Raw genomic sequence first — 16,489 nt, forward strand, 5'->3', positions numbered from 1 at the left:
TTCAAAGCCCCACTGGTTTTTCTGCAATGGCACGTGCAGCTACTTCCACGTCGTCGAATGGCATTTTCTGGCTAGAAAATTCCTGGGTCTTTTCGTGACCCCTACCTGCAACAAGCACAATGTCACCTGCTTGCGCTATGGAGACAGCACGGTAGATAGCGGCTTCTCTATCGGTAATGCATTCATAGTGCTTGTTAAAAAATCCACCTCTAATCTCTGCGATAATAGTCTCTGGATCTTCTTCACGTGGGTTATCCGATGTCACAATAGTCCAGTCTGCCATCTCGCCTGCAATACGAGCCATGAGTGGACGCTTAGAACTGTCACGGTTCCCGCCGCAGCCAAAGACGACGATAAGTCGAGATGGATGAAGTGTTTGTAAGGTTCGGAGAGCGTTTGCCAGGGCATCAGCAGTATGAGCATAATCAACAAACACTTGGAAGCTACGCTTCGCCGGTACACGTTCTAACCTACCTGGTATTTGAGGCATAGATGCCAAGGCAGCTACTGCTGAGCGAAGTTCTGTACCCATAGCGCTGGCGGCAGATAATGCAGCAAGGGAATTGTAAACGTTAAACGTACCAATCAAAGGAAGGCGAACCAAGTAGCTGCGTCCACGTGCTTCTAGCTGATAGGTCGTACCGGTGGTGTCGGAACGTATGCTTAGAGCACGAAAGTCTGCCCCTACACCTAGTCCATAACGAATGATGGGGATGTGCTGCAGTCGCTCCATTAGCAAACGTCCGTAGCGATCATCACAATTAATAATTGCCTTAGCACGCTTGGTTTGAGTAGGAAGGTTCTTGAAAAATTCGGCCTTGGCACTGAAGTATGCTTCCATATTCCCATGGAAATCCAAGTGGTCCGGAGTAAGATTGGTAAATACGAAAGTCTCAAACTCTACGGTATGCAACCTATGAAGAATGCTGGCATGGCTAGAAGCCTCCAGCGCACAGGCGCGTAAGCCATAGTTACGCATATGAGCAAGCATTTCTTGTATATCCGAAGATTCTGGGGTAGTTCTCACGGCTTCTAGTGTGCCGCCTCCCATGTCATAAACGACGCTTCCAATAAGCCCACAGGGTAATCGAGTGCCTGAGCAAATATGCCGAATTAGAAAAGTAGTAGTGGTCTTACCGTTGGTACCTGTTACTCCAGCCACCTTAAGAGAGGAAGAAGGGTTGGAATAGAACATGGAGGCAATCTCCGCCAAGGAAAACCTAGGATTCTCCACACGAACTACCGGCACTGACAGCTCCAGCTGTTTAGAGGTTACAATGGCGACTGCTCCATTCTTTATGGCCTCCCCTGCAAATGAGGCACCGTCCAATTTCTCACCTTGCAGAGCAAAGAAAAGCGCTCCGGGGTTTGTTCGGCGCGAATCATAAGAAATCGAGGCAATTTTCGGGTCAAAATTGCTGGATATGGCCTGCACTCTTGTCGCAGGAAGGAGTCTACTCAGTTTCATCGCATTGAGTTAAGCCCTGCCTGACTCTTTTGTAGAGGACTCAATGGGTGACCTCTCTTGATGATGGAGAGAGGGGGCAAGCCCATGTAGCGAGCTGTTCTCTCTGCAATGCGGGAAAAGATGGGAGCAGATACCAGCCCCCCATAAGCCATACTGGAGGGCACTTTGGCATCATCTACCACGACTAGGCAAACGAATTGTGGATCCTTTCTCGGGAGGAAGCCGGCGAAAGAAGCGACGTAGCGTCCCTTATGATATCCTCCCCTGTAATCTACCTTTTGGGCAGTTCCTGTTTTTCCGGCTACTTCAAAGCCGTTGACGCGTGCCTGCACTGCAGTCCCCCTGTGGCTTACTACCTCTGTTAGCGCATCCCCCATCGCTTTGGCTGTCTCTGAGGAGATCACTTGCCGAACAAAGTGAGGAGAAATGGTACTGACTGGTCTTCCTTCTCCATCAAGAAGTGCCTTTACAATGTGTGGAGCCATGAGTTTTCCCTCATTGGCAATAGCACTCATGGCAACGGTGAGCTGAAGGGGGGTGACGGCCACTTCATATCCCATGGGGATTCGGGTAATGCTCGTCTTGCTCCAACGATGTGGTGGATGGATAATCCCGCTAGCCTCACTAGGTAGCTCAACGCCTGTTCTATCTCCAAATCCGAATTTCCGAATGTATCTGTACAGGCGCTGATTGCCCAATAAAAACGCTAGCTTGGCTGCACCGATGTTAGAGGACTTAACCAAAGTGTCGTGTACAGAAAGATATTCGTAAGCTTTGTGGTCCCTGAGGATGACTCCACCGTGGCAGAATTCGCCATTCTCACAAAAAATGGCGCTTGTCGGACGCACCAATCCTTCGTTCAGTACTCCAGAAGTAATGACGATCTTAAAGGTGGATCCTGGCTCTATCATATCCATGACGGCATAGTTCCTTAGCTGATTTGGAGTAGAAGCTCCCACACTGTTAGGATTAAACGTGGGACGGTTAGCCATGGCCAAGATTTCCCCAGTTTGGGGGCGTATCATGACGGAGCTGATATACGAAGCTTTGAGCTCGTGGTAAGCAGCATCCACTTCTTTTTCCACAATAGCCTGCAAGTTCGTGTCGATGGTGAGTTGGATATTAATCCCGTTGCGAGGGGGGTGCTCCTGCCCACGATAGATCACGATTTCTCTTCCGGTACGGTCCCGTTCAATAAGGCGAAATCCGTTTTTACCTTCCAGGTAGGCTGCCATGGAAGCCTCCAGGCCTTGTACGCCTTGTCCTCTATGGTCCAAAAATCCTAGCACTTGGGAAAGCAACTCCCCATTAGGGTAAACGCGCTGTAGCTCTTGTTCAAAGGACAAACCACGCAGTGAAGTCTTCCGTAATTCCTTCATTAAGGCTCTAGCTCGGTCTTCAGGAAATTTTCTTTTGACCACCACATACTTGCGCTCCGTTCTAAGTCTCGGGAGAAGTTCTTCAACAGGAATTGAAAGGAAGGGAGCGGCACACCTTGCCAGCGCATTTGCATCTCTGATTAAGGAACCGTCTGCCACAACTGTTTTTAGCGGAAGATTAGCAGCTAGAATCTCCTTATTAGCATCGAGAATAAGTCCACGACGAGCGTGGAGAATTTGGCGAATGGAGTGTTTCTGTGCAGCCAAGGCTGTAAATTCGTGGTACTTGGTAATCTGGACATAGGCCAATTGGATGGAGTATCCGGTGAGAATCAAGGAAAGCCCAATTCCTGCCCAAGCTATACGAATCTGTACATTCTGTCTCACTGGTGTAACTCCCTGTTAAGGGCGGTCCTCATATCGTCGCGTGCAATTTCCGGAACAATTAGGTGAGCAACGTATCGATCCTGGATCGTTTGCATAAAAATAGCCATCGATTCTAGCTTTTTTTGGATAGCAGAACGTGAGGAGAGTGTAGCAATTTCAGCCAGCAGCACTTGATTGCTTATGTGTGTCTCGTAAAGATTTTTCTCGAGCCTCCGAATATTTTGCCCAAGTTGAAATTGCTGGTTTTTTAGATAGACCACTTGCAACCCAACTCCCCCTAGAATAAGTGCAATCAAAGTCCACCGGAAAATGGGGCGTGGTTCAATGGAATTTCTGCTTTCTGTATTCATCGGTCCCCTTGCATCCCTAGGATGCTCTCAACAACACGCAACTTAGCGCTACTAGCCCTAGGATTATTACGGACCTCCTCCTTGCTTGCCTTGATGGGACGAGGAGTGAGGAGTCTAAAGATGCGTTGCGGATTCGGACGTGGGGCAGGCCAAGTGAGACAATGGATCCATTTCATGCTCCCTCTCCGGAAGAAATGTTTTACTATACGGTCTTCTAGTGAATGGAAGGTAATTACGGTAAAGCGTGCTCCGTAGGAAAGATGGGAGGAGATGGCACTGAGGCCTTCCTGCAGAGCCCCTAATTCGTCATTGACTGCTATACGTAAGGCTTGGAATACCCGTGTTACTGGCCGGCGTAAGTCGTGGCGATATCGAGGAGAGACAACAGATTTGACGATGGAAACAAGATCGAGGGTTGTGCTGATGGGGCGGCGGGTGCGCAGTGCGACAAGACGAGAGGCGATGCGAAAAGCGTGAGGCTCTTGACCATATTCATAGAAAATGTGAGCAAGCTCCGAGAGACTAGCTGTATTGACAATATCCGCCGCTGAGATAGGAGTAAGGGGATCCATCCGCATGTCGAGCGGCCCATTTTTAAGGATGGAAAATCCGCGGTTTGGAGTTTCTAGTTGGTGAGAGGACACACCCACATCTAAGATAGCACCGTCCAGCCCGCACACATCCAGGGAACAAAGTATGTGGCGGATCCTTCTGAAGTTGTCCTGAACGATGCGGATGCGCGGTCCGTAGTAAACGAGCCGCTCCTTAGCGTAAGTGATTGCTTCAGGGTCTTGATCCACAGCGATAACGGAAGCTCCATTCCGGAGTAAGCTGGAGCTGTGTCCCCCCCCTCCTAGTGTGCCGTCCAAAATGAGTGTCTTGGGAGATGGTTGAAGGTAGTTGACTACCTCATTAACTAGTATGGGGGTATGGTAAACACCGCCATTATACCCTTCCGGCCCCGCACGGTGGTGTGGGCAGTCTGAGAAAAATGCATGCATTGGGTTCGCTTTTGTGGGAACGACGGCTACAGAAACCAGGAGGCGTTTCTTAGAATTTTCGAGATGGTCCTGTACAAATCCCAGCGGGAGTTTAGCAATGAAAAACTAGTGATCGTTAACTATTAAATCAAAGCACTGTAAGAACGTTGTAGTAAACGACCCTGGCTCTTTCCGAATCCACCTTTGGATGGTCTCCTCTTCAAAAAAGGCCCCAATATCAATCTCCATGGGCGTGAGAGAAAAAGGTCCCTCTTGTTGGGTAAAAAAAACTTCAATGAATTCCCATCCCGTTTCTGCAGAGGCTTGTAGGCTGCCTTTTTTCAAAAGCCAGTCACATCTCGTGACTCCTAATTCCTCGCATAGCTCCCTGCGCGCAGCAATCTCATAGCCTTCCCCAGACAGGAGATGTCCTGCGACGCTAGAATCCCACTTACCTGGGTTGCTATCCTTCCAAATGGATCTCCTTTGCAAAAACCATTTGCCAACCCTATTCCGTATCAGAACATGCACGGATCGATGTGGAAGGTTTTCCGTGTGGATCTCCGCGCGTGGCACCCGAGTTACCACTCGATTCTGGAAATCTACAACATCAAGCTCCTCTGCGCGCGCGGCCATAGTTTGGGGACGGAATGGACTAAGCCGGCAAGCCAGCTCTGCGTAATCGGCATGGGAGAGTTCTTCTGCCCGTGCAAGGGGAGAGATTCCCATCTCTTCAGCAAATTTTTCCCACACACCTTTCGTGTTCCCCAGCAACTTTCGCAATTGCTTCCTGCGCTCGGAGAATCCGAGGTACACTATCCTTTCAAAAAGGGCCTCATCACAGAAATGGACAACCTCTCGTGGTGTGAAAAGGATAATGGACGAATGCACCCTGGGTTTTGGATAAAAAACACTAGGTGAGAGGTTGCGCAGGAGTTGTATCTTCCAGCGATGCTGGATACAGACCGTCATTATTCCATATTCTCTAGTGTGCGGGGCTGCAACTAGTCGCTCTGCTAATTCCCTTTGCACAGCAAAAACCAGCCGAATTGCTGGTGAGAGCTTATTGAGAAACCGCATAAGGATGGGAGAGGATACATAATAGGGTAAATTCCCGATGACTTTTACCCGTCCGAATCCGTAAAATCTGAGGAGATCAACACGTGTCGCATCCTCCTGGATGACATGGAGAGTATTTCCTAATCTCTGAACTAATGCACCCGCAAGACGGCCATCCTTCTCTACCACGGTTATTCGTCCCACTCCAGCCTGCATCAAATATTCCGTGAGAGCACCTAACCCTGGACCTAATTCCACCACGTGGTCTCCGTGATCTAGAGAGAGCCTTGACACCATCCATCGCGCGAGATTTTGATCATGCAGGAAGTTTTGCCCCAAGCTTTTTGCGGGTTCCAGGGCCAGCTTCCTAAGACAGTCTCGTACCTCTTTGAGGGTCATCGAACCTATTTCATCCTGTCAAGAATTCCTCTCCTTCTGGATCCATCTTCCGACTTTATTGAAAACGTTTCTTGTGAGCTGCGGGATTCCCTATTATAGCATCCATCCTAATGAACAAAGGTGGTCTTCTAGGCATTACGTTCCTCCTGCTGTTTTGCCTGAGCGTTTTCTTTAATATTTTTTTGCTGGTAGCTCTTACCGATAAAAAAGGGTTTTTCACTCTGGAAAAACGCTACCGTGAGACCGTCCTCTTACCAGGAGCGGAAAACGCAAAGATTGTACTCATTCCTCTTATTGGAACTATCGGTTTTTCTCAATCCAATGCACTAGGCGACTCTATGGTAGATGATTTAAAGGAAGCTTTCCAGCAGGCAGCTAGCGACCCCGACGTTAAAGCCATTATAGTCTCTACGGATTCCCCAGGTGGAGAGGTAACGGCCTCCGATGTCCTTTACCATTCCCTGCGTAACCTTGCACAACAGAAGCCGGTTGTCTACTATATCAACTCCATAGGAGCTTCCGGAGCTTACTACACTGCCTGTGGAGCCTCTTGGATTATGTGCAGCCCAACGACCTTCACGGGCAGTATTGGTGTGATAATTTCCGCTCTGAATTACCAGAAACTCTTCGGTAAAATCGGCCTGCAGTCTCTGGTTTTTAGAAGTGGAAAATTTAAGGATATGCTGAACCCAGCAAGGGAAATGGCCCCAGAAGAAAAGGCTTATGTCCAGGCACTCGTTGCGCAGACCTACAGGCGATTCGTACAAGTCGTTTCCTCTGCCAGGCACCTGACCCCTGAAGCTCTCTATAAGGGGGTCGCAGACGGTCGTATCCTCAGTGGAGAGGACGCTTACCGCGAAAGGCTTGTGGATAGCCTCGGCTATATTGAGGATGCCTATGCTAAGGCAAAAGAACTCGGTGGTGCCCCAGACGCCTCAGTTGTCAGTTACACAGCACAATTTTCTTTATCAACATTTTTGAGCAGACTCAGTCAAGGGATTACCCAAAAAGTCCAACTAAACTTTCTGCATGTTTTTGCGCTAGAACCTGGACGCTTCTATCTCCTACCCTCTATCCTGGTGCCTTAACCCTCACCAACACACCGGTCCAGTGGGTCCTGACTGGTAGTGGTGTTGCTACTGTTGTATGTGCCGCCGTGGTTTTTTAGAATGTGCATATCGAGGCTACCATTTTTCATTTCATGATTTTAATTTTCTTCTCTGGCGGCAGTTTTTGATTCTTATGTGCACTTGTGAATGTTGCCTTCCTTCGAGAGATTCTTCAATACATCCCCCAATTCTGGGAACGAATATTTGTGATCTCAGTTGATGGTTCGGTCGCTGGATCTGAAAATTTCTCCAACATCCTTTTGGATTTGGCTGTCCTGCGTTCCTTAAGTATCAAGGTGATCCTTGTACACGGCGCCAGCGTCCAGACTGAACGCCTGGCGAGCAAATATAAGGTCAAACTTTCTAGCTCTAGTGGAATCGGAGTAACAGACGTGGCTTCCTTGCAGGTAAGCATTGATGCGGCAATGCGACTCACCAGTGAGATCATGCAAGGATTGTCTGCTGTGGACTTACGGGTCGCTTATGTCAACGCTATTACAGCCCATTCAGCAGGAATTCTTGGTGGAAAAGACTATCAGTTTACAGGACGTGTAGAGCGCGTAGACAGTAAGGTGTTGGACTTGCTTCTAAGGGAAGATATCATTCCGATACTGCCCCCACTAGGATTTGATGGAGAGGGCCACACTTACCGAGTAAATTCTGACGCGATTGCTGTTGAAGTAGCTGGAGAACTTCAGGCGGCGAAAGTTATCTTTCTAGCCTCTGCTGCCGCTTTCGAGCCAAAAGTCCAACTGCCCAAGCAGATTTCCGCCTCGGAATCAGAAGAACTCGTTATACGTCATCAAACCTACTGGCCCTCTAATTTAATTTCCAAACTGGATAGTGCATCTCGCGCATGTCGGCAGGGGATATCACGGGTACACATTCTAAATGGGGGTGTGAACGGGGCACTGCTTAAGGAAGTTTTTAGTAACGAAGGGTTTGGTACCATGGTACACTCGGACGAATATCAGCAGGTCCGCGGAATTTTTAAGAAGGATGTCTGGGGGATCCTAAATCTCATCCGACAGTCGGTAAAGAACGAAGAACTAGTCCGCCGTACACGCGGTGAGATCCTGGCTCATATGGAAGACTATTGGGTACTTGACATTAACCATAGTTTAGTAGCTTGCGTAGCTCTACATGTCTACCCGGAAGAGGTTGTTGGAGAAATGGCCTGCTTATATGTACATAGCAGCCATGAAAACAAAGGCTACGGCCGTAAGTTGATGGCCTTCATTGAAACTCTCGCAAAAGAAAAGGGACTAAAGAAAATTTATGCTCTCTCCACGCAAGCGTTTAACTATCTTCAGCAAAAAGGAGGATTTAGGGTGGCGCAGGCAGAGGATTTACCGGTCAGTCGCCGAGAGAAATACGAAGCCAGCGGACGATGCTCTCGTATCCTGGTCAAAGAACTTACTTACTGAGCAATCGTGGAAATACAAAGGTCCGGAAGACAACAAAGCGGAGGCGCTCAATTTACCCTCGCCCACTATTTTACCAGTTTATCTTTGACAAAGGGGCTTTTTAGGCCCATAGGGGAACGTTCTGTTCTGCCGCAGTGGGTGGGTCTTCCATGAAACTCGTCGTCGCCAAAGAAGCACTGTTGGAAGGACTACAGCGCGCGCAAAGCGTTGTCAGCGCGCGACCGGCCCTGCCAGTCCTTTCCAATGCCCTTCTGGAGGCTTCCGAAGGGGAGTTGAGCATAACCGCCACTGATCAAAGCACCACCATCCAATGTCGCATCCCCGCTGCCGTGGAAGCTCCTGGAGCGACCACCTTACCGGCACGCCGGCTCGCCGCCATCGCCAGGGAGCTCTGCAGCGGCGACGTTGCGATCGAAACAGACTCCGGGAATACCTCTACCATTCGGTGTATGTCCAGCCTCTTTAGAATGTTTGGTCTCCCTAAAGAGGAATTTCCGGAACTTTTTGAGATAAAGGACGCCGTTCGCGTCTCCATGGAACAGCCTGTTCTCTTTGAAGGTCTTAAATATACCTCTTATGCGATCTCTACGGATGAGAGTCGCTACACTCTCAATGGTATCCTCTTTTCCCTTAAAAACAAAAGGCTAACACTCGTTGCAACAGATGGTCGCCGCCTTGCCCTCTACGAAGTAGAGGTACAATCGCCTTATGATCAACAAGAGTTGGAATTTATTGTACCAACTAAAACTGTTAGTGAGCTACAGCGTCTTCTCAGAGAGGGCGGCAAGCTGACGCTTTCTATTGCCAAAAATGTTGTAGCCTTTCACCTAGGGACCGTTTTCTTAATTTCTAAGTTAATAGAAGGAAAATACCCTAACTACCGTCAAGTCATTCCCAGTGGAACCAGCGAAAGAATCAAGCTCGAGCGGGAAATATTCTTAAGCGCAGTGAAACGTGTATCCCTGCTGAGTCTAAGTAAGGCAAGCTCAGTCTGTCTGGCTCTTACCAAGAACAAGATGGACATTACAGCAGTTACCCCAGAAATAGGAGAAGCAAAAGAGTCTCTCTCGATTGTATACCGTGGAAAGGATTTCTCCATCGCATTCAATCCTGAGTTTCTAGTAGATCCACTACGTAACATTTCGGATGAACAGGTTGACTTGGAATTTTTTAATGGGATGGGTCCAAGTGTACTTCGTGCAATGTCTAGAGAAACATTCCTCTATGTTCTTATGCCCATGAGAGTCCCCCCGGTCAGCTGAGGAATCGCGGTGGTTTAGGCGCCGGCATAGCACAGCGGTAGTGCGGCTGATTTGTAATCAGCAGGTCGTCGGTTCGAATCCGACTGTCGGCTTGCCTGCGAGAAGTGCCGTTCCTTGGTGATGTGGTTTCTCATATAAGGAAGAGACTGGGTCCTTTCACCTTCACTTCCAGTTTAGTGGACGACAAGGTTTACCAACCCAGGTACGCTGATAAAGCGCACCGGCGTTTTTTTACCAAGTGCTGCACGAATTTTTGGTAGAGCCAGAATAATCAATTCAACCTCCGCAGAGGAGACGGAACCTGAGACTCGCACACGATCTTTAGTTTTTCCATTAATCTGTACAACTAGTTCTTTTTCAGTTTCTACAAGCAGGGATTCTTCGTACTTAGGCCAAGGTTGATTAGAAACATTGGAAGTAAAGCACGAGAACCGCGAGGCAAGCCGGAACCAAACTTCCTCGGCAAGGTGAGGGGCAAATGGACTAAGAAGTTGGAGCAGAGTTTGTATGGCCTCCACAGGACAGGGATTAACAGATGTAAATTCATTAACAAAGGCCATCAGTTGAGCGATGGCAGTGTTAAAGGAAAAGGCTTCGATGTCAGCTGTAACCTTCTTGATGGTAGCATGGATTATACGTAGCTGGTGGGGGGTGCAGGGTTGTGTGGTCAGTGCAGAAGAAATCCTCCAGCCTTCTTGGTCTTCTTCGAATGCAAGGCGCCAAACCCGTGCTAAGAAGCGATAAACGCCCTCCACACCTTTTATGTTCCAGGGCTTCGTTTGTTCCAAGGGCCCCATAAACATCTCGTACAAACGTAGAGAATCTGCCCCGTATTCCGCTACAATACTCTCTGGATTAATGACATTGCCTCTACTCTTGGACATTTTTTGCCCATCGGAGCCGAGTATCATCCCTTGGTTGATTAGTCGTTGAAAAGGTTCCGGCGTGGAAACATGCCCTAAATCAAATAGGACCTTATGCCAAAATCGGGCGTAGAGAAGGTGTAAAACAGCATGTTCAGTGCCTCCCACATAGAGATCAACACCACCAGCCCTCCTTCCACTTTCCATCCAATACCTTTCTGCTTCTGCTCCGACAAAATGCGAGGAATTATGTGGATCACAGAAGCGCAGGTAGTACCAGCATGAACCCGCCCATTGGGGCATTGTGTTAGTTTCTCTCCGAGCTTTTTCCGAATAACGTACCCATTCTATCGCCTGTGCAAGAGGTGGCTCTCCTGTTTTGGAAGGCTTAAAATTGGTTACAGCCGGCTGACAGATGGGCAACTCTGAGGGATCAAGGGCATGATGTCGTCCCCCTTCCCAAATAATTGGGAAAGGCTCGCCCCAGTAGCGTTGCCGTGAGAATAGCCAGTCGCGAAGTTTATAATGGACTACCGGTCTGCCCATCCCTTGTTTTTCGAGCCACACAGTGATGCGTTCCCTAGCTTTTTCGGTTGGCAAACCCTCAATGAGAGGGGAGTGGATTGCAATACTCTCTCCAGGGAAGCAATCTCCTACAGATCCCCGGGAGGCAATAACTCGATGTATGGGCAGATGGAATTTCCTAGCAAACTCAAAGTCCCGCTTATCATGTGCTGGTACAGCCATAACAGCACCAGTGCCATAACTCATAAGAACGTAGTCAGAGATCCAGATTGGGATTTTCTCACCATTGATAGGATTAATAGCGTGGGAACCGGTAAAGACGCCCGTTTTATCTTTGTTCAAATCAGTTCGTTCTAGATCGGACTTGGAAGAAACTAGCTTTAAATATGCCTCTACTTCGGATTTGCGGTGGGAAACCGTTAAAGTGCTGGACATAGGGTGTTCTGGAGCGATTACCAAGTAAGTGACTCCAAAGAGAGTGTCGGGGCGAGTGGTAAAGACTCTGAGAGAAGAAGTATGGGAAACCACACGAAAAGTAACTTCTACCCCTTCGCTCCGTCCAATCCAATTTCTCTGAAGTAATTTGACAGATTCTGGCCAATCTAGATCTTCTAGATCATCTATCAGTCGTTGTGCATATGCTGTGATGCGCAGTATCCACTGCCTCATCGGCCGTCGTTCCACTGGAAAACCTCCCACTTCGCTATACCCTCCTCTTACCTCTTCCTTGGCGAGCACGGTGCCAAGGGATGGACACCAGTTCACTGGAATTTCAGCTACGTAGGCCAGCCTCACGGAATCTGGATCGCTCTTGCGACAAGTAGAAATTGCCTCTGCCCTTCCAGTGGAAGGGTTGACCCACGAGTTATAGATTTGCAAGAAGATCCACTGTGTCCATCGAAAGTATGCGGGATTGGTCGTATTTATCTCACGTTTCCAATCATAGCTGAGGCCCAGTGATTGGAGTTGAGCACGGAACCGGTTAATATTTTTTTCGGTGGTGACGGCTGGATGTTGATTTGTTTTCAGGGCAAACTGCTCCGTTGGGAGACCGAAGGCATCCCAGCCCATAGGATGGAGCACTTGAAATCCACACATGCGCTTATAACGAGCCAGAATGTCAGTGGCAGTGTATCCTTCGACATGGCCCACGTGGAGCCCTTCTCCACTCGGGTACGGAAACATGTCCAAGAGGTAGAATTTGGAGCGGCGAGGATCGAATCCAGGTTCTCCAGGGTTGGGTACACTGAAAGAATTGCTCTTGAGCCAGGAAAGCTGCCATCTAGATTCGTATTCGTCGAAGGGGATTTTTTTTGTGTTTTTCGAAAAAGTCATAACCTACCTTTGTTGTGGAACGGAAGAAAATTGCCTAGAATGCAAAACCAGCATGTCTGGCCTGTTTTGCCTGTTTTACTTGGGCTCGAGCGTTCTTCCGTGTCTGTTTTACTCTAACATTTTTATGCAATCCTCTCAGGAGAAAAACGTGTAGCAATAGCCACACGTATATCCAGGCTGAGCAATGCGAACTACATAAGTTCTTTTACCAGGGGTAGGAGAGAGAGACTCTCCGCTAGCGTGCCTTAATCCACCCCTGCCAGAACGGACGAGGCTAGGGTTTTTCAAAAGAGCTGCCCTGCAACAAAGAAAAGAAAAAAAGCGCACGTGGGAGACATACTGTTACATTCCAGGCGACAATGGCGGCTGGATTATCAATTCTTCTCATTCTAACAATTCAAAAAAGCGACCAGTGGCAGGAAACGCAACAACAGACTGCATTCCATGCTTGGAAGCACATCCGGTCAATTGGAACGAACTGCTGCTATCCTTATTCGGAAGACACCATTCTCTGAGACGACGCTGTTCTGCACCTGGATATCAGAGCAGTATGGAAGAATAAAAACTAGCGCTCGTGGAGCAAGAAGTTTCAGGAGCCCCTTTCAGGGGGGGTTAGAGCTCTTTTGTGAGGTGGAGATCTGTTTCGAGAGAAGTTGGAAGTCGGATCTGTACCCTTTGAAGGAGTCGCACGCTACGTTCCCCTCTGTGGTAGGAAAGTTTTCCTATTCCAACTTCGTTTTGGCGGCGTATTTCTCAGAACTAGCTGAGGCAGTATTACCAGTTTTAGATGAGTCAGCTCCGGAGGTATTCGATCTCCTTAGGGTGGGACTACGTTATTTGCAAAGGTCCCCTGCTTCCCTATACGCTTTAACCAAATTTGAAAGTAACCTTTGCCAAAGGATAGGAATAGGGGGACCTCTTCCGGAAGCCCTGGAACATTACTGCGGATATCTGCCGCGTAGTAGAGCTGCCGCCTTTCACGTTTTGCATGCTCGGAGGGGCGGCGCTTTCTAACAATGGACAAGAAAAAAGCCAGGACTTTTTCCGGTACTGCACGCTGCAAAGAGGGACGGGCCAAAAACACCCTCTAGCATTAATGCCTGTTTTTCATTTCGGTGGAGGCAGGCATTGGATTTGCTTGCCTTACTGCTACAATAAGACCAAGACCACGGCGTGGGTTTGTAGACCCCCCCTAGTAGTGCCTTGCGGTCTCGGCAAAACTGCCCGATATTAGTTGGCCTGAAGAATGCCGGAGACGATAGCGACACGTCTGGCGCCTGCATCCAAGATAGTAGGCAAGTTTTCTCGTTTAATTCCTCCGATACAGAAGATGGGTACGGAGACCAGGTCGTGTACTACCAGGTCGTGTACTTCTACTTCTTTAACTTCTTTAATATGCGCTAGGCTGGTTGGAGGGTATCCTGGCTTAGTGGACGCGTGGAAGAGGGGGGCCAAAACTGATGTAATCTGCCCCGGCGGAAGAAGCTGACTGGGCCTGAGTGATGTTGTGTGTGGAACACCCACCTATAACGTCCCTTCCGGCAAGGGCTCGTGCCTTGTCAAGTGAGAGGTCCTCCTGTCCAATGTGAAAGCCAGAGACTCCTGTTCTAGTCACTAGTTGAGGATAGTCATTAAGGATAAACGGGATATCTACGAGAAGAGGGGCAAGCGAGCAGGCGAGAGCCATAATTTCTGATGAGGGATGCCCCTTGGCACGCAGCTGGATTATGTCCACCCCCCCTTGCCTCATTGATTCGGCAGCCAGATAGCAATCTTGAGGGGAAATGTAACCCAGATCCAAAATGCCGTAAAGAGTGCATTCAGAAGGCAATTTCACAGGAGTCGTAGGGCTTTTGTGATTTTGTGAATTTTTATAGCGGGGTGCAACCAACCTCTCGGAATGGATCTATCTGTGCTAATTTCGTGATCCCGGAGCATGCCGATATTTGTTCAGAGGAGACCATACTGGAAAAGGTAAGCCCTCTTTTTCTTCTATCATGTTGTACCTTATTTATCTCCACCTATCATCTCCGATTCCTCACGCGTTACCGCTCGTTTCGTTGTTAGTATAGGTTATCAAGAGAAACAAATACTAATGTGTCCGCCGTTAAAAATTAAGAGCAGGCATCTCTGTTATCATTCTTTCTACCAAGCTGGTATTATACTTCCCTCGATGGAACTCCTCGTTTCTCAAGATGGCTTGTTGAAAAGGAATGTTCGTATGAACACCTGTGATAAGGTACTCGCTGAGAGCACGACTCATGCGGCAAATTGCAGATTTGCGGGAGGAAGCTGCCACGATCAGTTTCGCAATCATAGAGTCATAATGCTGGGGAACTGGATAACCCGCGTAGGCGTGGGAATCGATGCGTACGCCATACCCCCCAGGGGCATAGTAGAGCTTAATAGTTCCTGGACAGGGCTGGAAGTTTTTAGATGGATTTTCCGCGTTAATACGGCATTCAATAGCATGATAGTGCGGGATGGCGTGGGTCAAGTAGTCACTCAAATGTTTTCCAGCGGCAACCCGGATCTGCTGCTTTACAAGGTCGCATCGGTATGCCTCCTCAGTAATTGGATGCTCCACTTGGATACGAGCATTCATTTCCACGAAATAAAAGTTTAGCTCCTCATCCACCAAATATTCCACTGTTCCTGCATTAGTGTAGCCTACAGCCTGTGCCAATCGGATCGACGCTTCCCCCATCTGGGTTCGCAGCTCCTTCGTCATAAGAGAAGAAGGACATTCCTCAACGATTTTCTGGTTACGACGTTGGATGGAGCAGTCGCGTTCTCCAAGATGAATCACCTTGCTGTAATTGTCTCCGAATATTTGAAATTCGATATGATGCGGATTTAGGATAAGCTTCTCGAGATAGATTGCTGGGTCACTGAAGGCCTTTTCGGCCTCTGTGCGAGCACTGTGAAAGCCCTGCACCAGGCTGTTTTCGTTGTATGCAGCCCGCATCCCTCGCCCTCCACCGCCGGCAACGGCCTTGACCATCACGGGATAGCCGATGGCCCGAGCAAGCTCAAGTGCTTCCAGTTCCGAATCGACAGTGCTCTTACTTCCAGGGATTACGGGGACACCTGCCCCGCTTGCGTACTCCCTTGCCGCACTTTTGTTTCCCATCAGGCGGAGAACTCTTGGTGAAGGTCCAATAAAGGTGATGTTGCAGCTGGCGCAAACTTCGGCAAAATGAGCGTTTTCGGCTAGGAAGCCGTAGCCTGGATGAATGGCATCTACATCGGTAATTTCCGCAGCACTAATAATGCGGTCTATCTTTAGATAGCTTTCAGAGCTGGCAGCTGGACCAATGCAAACTGCCTCGTCCGCAAGTTGAACGTGAAGGGATTCAACATCTGGCTCCGAATAGACGGCAACCGTCTGGATGCCAAGCTCCCTACAGGCGCGGATGACGCGCAGAGCGATTTCACCTCGATTGGAAATAAGGATCTTCTTAAACACCACCTGTGCTTACTCGAAAAAGAGGTTGGCCAAACTGGACTGACGTCTCGTTTTCGGCAAGGACTTCCACGATAATTCCTGATACTTCAGCTTTAATTTCATTCATTACTTTCATGGCTTCCACAATACAGACCACTGTATCCGGTGTAATCGGAGTGCCCACTTGCACGAACGGAATGCCATCTGGGGAGGGTGCTGTATAGAAAGTACCTACCATGGGTGAGGTAATGGTCTTTGCTGGATTTCCATCGGAGGAGGGAGGAGAAGGCAAACTTCTAGAAGCGGCTTCCTGTGTATTCCCAGAACAAGGTAAGAAAGGTGAGGATGATGACGAAGGTAAAACAGTGACCGAATTGGGGGTAACAACATCTGCTACACTAAGAGTAATCCGGAATCCCTCTCGCTCCATCTTGAGAAAGGCAACACCGTTTCTCTTCATCAGACTGATAAGTGAACGTATTTCTTTGAGGTAAGAAT

At 48.7% G+C, this 16,489-nt stretch carries 12 protein-coding genes, 1 tRNA gene and 1 pseudogene; 5 read left to right on the forward strand and 9 right to left on the reverse strand.

Annotation, left to right across the window (positions count from 1 at the left end; genetic code table 11):
* Position 1: 1 nt before the first annotated feature.
* The 5 genes from JMM79_02395 to rsmA form a co-directional block, all read right to left on the reverse strand.
* Positions 2 to 1,468 carry a UDP-N-acetylmuramoyl-L-alanyl-D-glutamate--2,6-diaminopimelate ligase gene (locus tag JMM79_02395; protein QQY08093.1) on the reverse strand — a complete coding sequence of 489 codons (1,467 nt, stop codon included), beginning with the start codon at positions 1,466 to 1,468 and terminating at the stop codon, positions 2 to 4.
* The gene (locus JMM79_02400) at positions 1,465 to 3,234 is read right to left on the reverse strand and encodes a penicillin-binding protein 2 (protein QQY08094.1); all 1,770 of its coding nucleotides are present in this window, start codon (positions 3,232 to 3,234) and stop codon (positions 1,465 to 1,467) included. Before JMM79_02400 ends, JMM79_02395 begins: the two co-directional genes overlap by 4 nt.
* Positions 3,231 to 3,584 (reverse strand): hypothetical protein, encoded by a 354-nt coding sequence (locus JMM79_02405; protein QQY08095.1) that lies wholly within the window; start codon positions 3,582 to 3,584, stop codon positions 3,231 to 3,233. Before JMM79_02405 ends, JMM79_02400 begins: the two co-directional genes overlap by 4 nt.
* Positions 3,581 to 4,585 (reverse strand): 16S rRNA (cytosine(1402)-N(4))-methyltransferase RsmH, encoded by a 1,005-nt coding sequence (gene rsmH / locus JMM79_02410; GenBank protein ID QQY08096.1) that lies wholly within the window; start codon positions 4,583 to 4,585, stop codon positions 3,581 to 3,583. Before rsmH ends, JMM79_02405 begins: the two co-directional genes overlap by 4 nt.
* A 105-nt stretch (positions 4,586 to 4,690) precedes the next feature.
* The gene (gene rsmA / locus JMM79_02415) at positions 4,691 to 6,022 is read right to left on the reverse strand and encodes a ribosomal RNA small subunit methyltransferase A (protein ID QQY08097.1); all 1,332 of its coding nucleotides are present in this window, start codon (positions 6,020 to 6,022) and stop codon (positions 4,691 to 4,693) included.
* Positions 6,023 to 6,132: 110 nt separating this feature from the next.
* Here rsmA and sppA point away from each other — a divergent pair, with 110 nt between their 5' ends.
* The 4 genes from sppA to JMM79_02435 all read left to right on the forward strand — a co-directional run bounded on the left by sppA (position 6,133) and on the right by JMM79_02435 (position 9,912).
* Positions 6,133 to 7,110: a signal peptide peptidase SppA gene (gene sppA, locus JMM79_02420; GenBank protein ID QQY08098.1), complete on the forward strand. Its 978-nt coding sequence runs from the start codon at positions 6,133 to 6,135 to the stop codon at positions 7,108 to 7,110.
* A gap of 164 nt (positions 7,111 to 7,274) precedes the next feature.
* Positions 7,275 to 8,558, forward strand: coding sequence for an amino-acid N-acetyltransferase (argA, locus tag JMM79_02425; protein QQY08099.1), 1,284 nt, complete (start codon positions 7,275 to 7,277; stop codon positions 8,556 to 8,558).
* Between the two features lie 149 nt (positions 8,559 to 8,707).
* A complete protein-coding gene (gene dnaN / locus JMM79_02430; GenBank protein QQY08100.1) occupies positions 8,708 to 9,820 on the forward strand; it encodes a DNA polymerase III subunit beta in 1,113 nt (370 codons plus the stop codon).
* Positions 9,821 to 9,840: 20 nt separating this feature from the next.
* Positions 9,841 to 9,912: transfer RNA gene (locus JMM79_02435), tRNA-Thr, on the forward strand.
* An 81-nt stretch (positions 9,913 to 9,993) separates the two neighbouring features.
* Here JMM79_02435 and JMM79_02440 read toward each other — a convergent pair.
* Positions 9,994 to 12,543, reverse strand: a complete 2,550-nt coding sequence (locus JMM79_02440; protein QQY08101.1) for a leucine--tRNA ligase — start codon at positions 12,541 to 12,543, stop codon at positions 9,994 to 9,996.
* Positions 12,544 to 12,987: 444 nt separating this feature from the next.
* Between JMM79_02440 and JMM79_02445 the strand changes: the two genes are divergently transcribed.
* Positions 12,988 to 13,557 (forward strand): recombination protein O N-terminal domain-containing protein, encoded by a 570-nt coding sequence (locus JMM79_02445; GenBank protein QQY08102.1) that lies wholly within the window; start codon positions 12,988 to 12,990, stop codon positions 13,555 to 13,557.
* Positions 13,558 to 13,773: 216 nt separating this feature from the next.
* Here JMM79_02445 and JMM79_02450 read toward each other — a convergent pair.
* The 3 genes and pseudogenes from JMM79_02450 to accB form a co-directional block, all read right to left on the reverse strand.
* Positions 13,774 to 14,380 (reverse strand): annotated as a pseudogene (locus JMM79_02450) (thiamine phosphate synthase).
* Between the two features lie 270 nt (positions 14,381 to 14,650).
* Positions 14,651 to 16,012, reverse strand: a complete 1,362-nt coding sequence (accC, locus tag JMM79_02455; GenBank protein ID QQY08103.1) for an acetyl-CoA carboxylase biotin carboxylase subunit — start codon at positions 16,010 to 16,012, stop codon at positions 14,651 to 14,653.
* Positions 16,005 to 16,451: an acetyl-CoA carboxylase biotin carboxyl carrier protein gene (accB, locus tag JMM79_02460; protein ID QQY08104.1), complete on the reverse strand. Its 447-nt coding sequence runs from the start codon at positions 16,449 to 16,451 to the stop codon at positions 16,005 to 16,007. The genes accC and accB overlap by 8 nt, the downstream gene beginning before the upstream one ends.
* Positions 16,452 to 16,489: the final 38 nt, after the last annotated feature.

Source organism: Candidatus Xiphinematobacter sp. (assembly GCA_016766635.1).
Classification (GTDB): domain Bacteria; phylum Verrucomicrobiota; class Verrucomicrobiia; order Chthoniobacterales; family Xiphinematobacteraceae; genus Xiphinematobacter.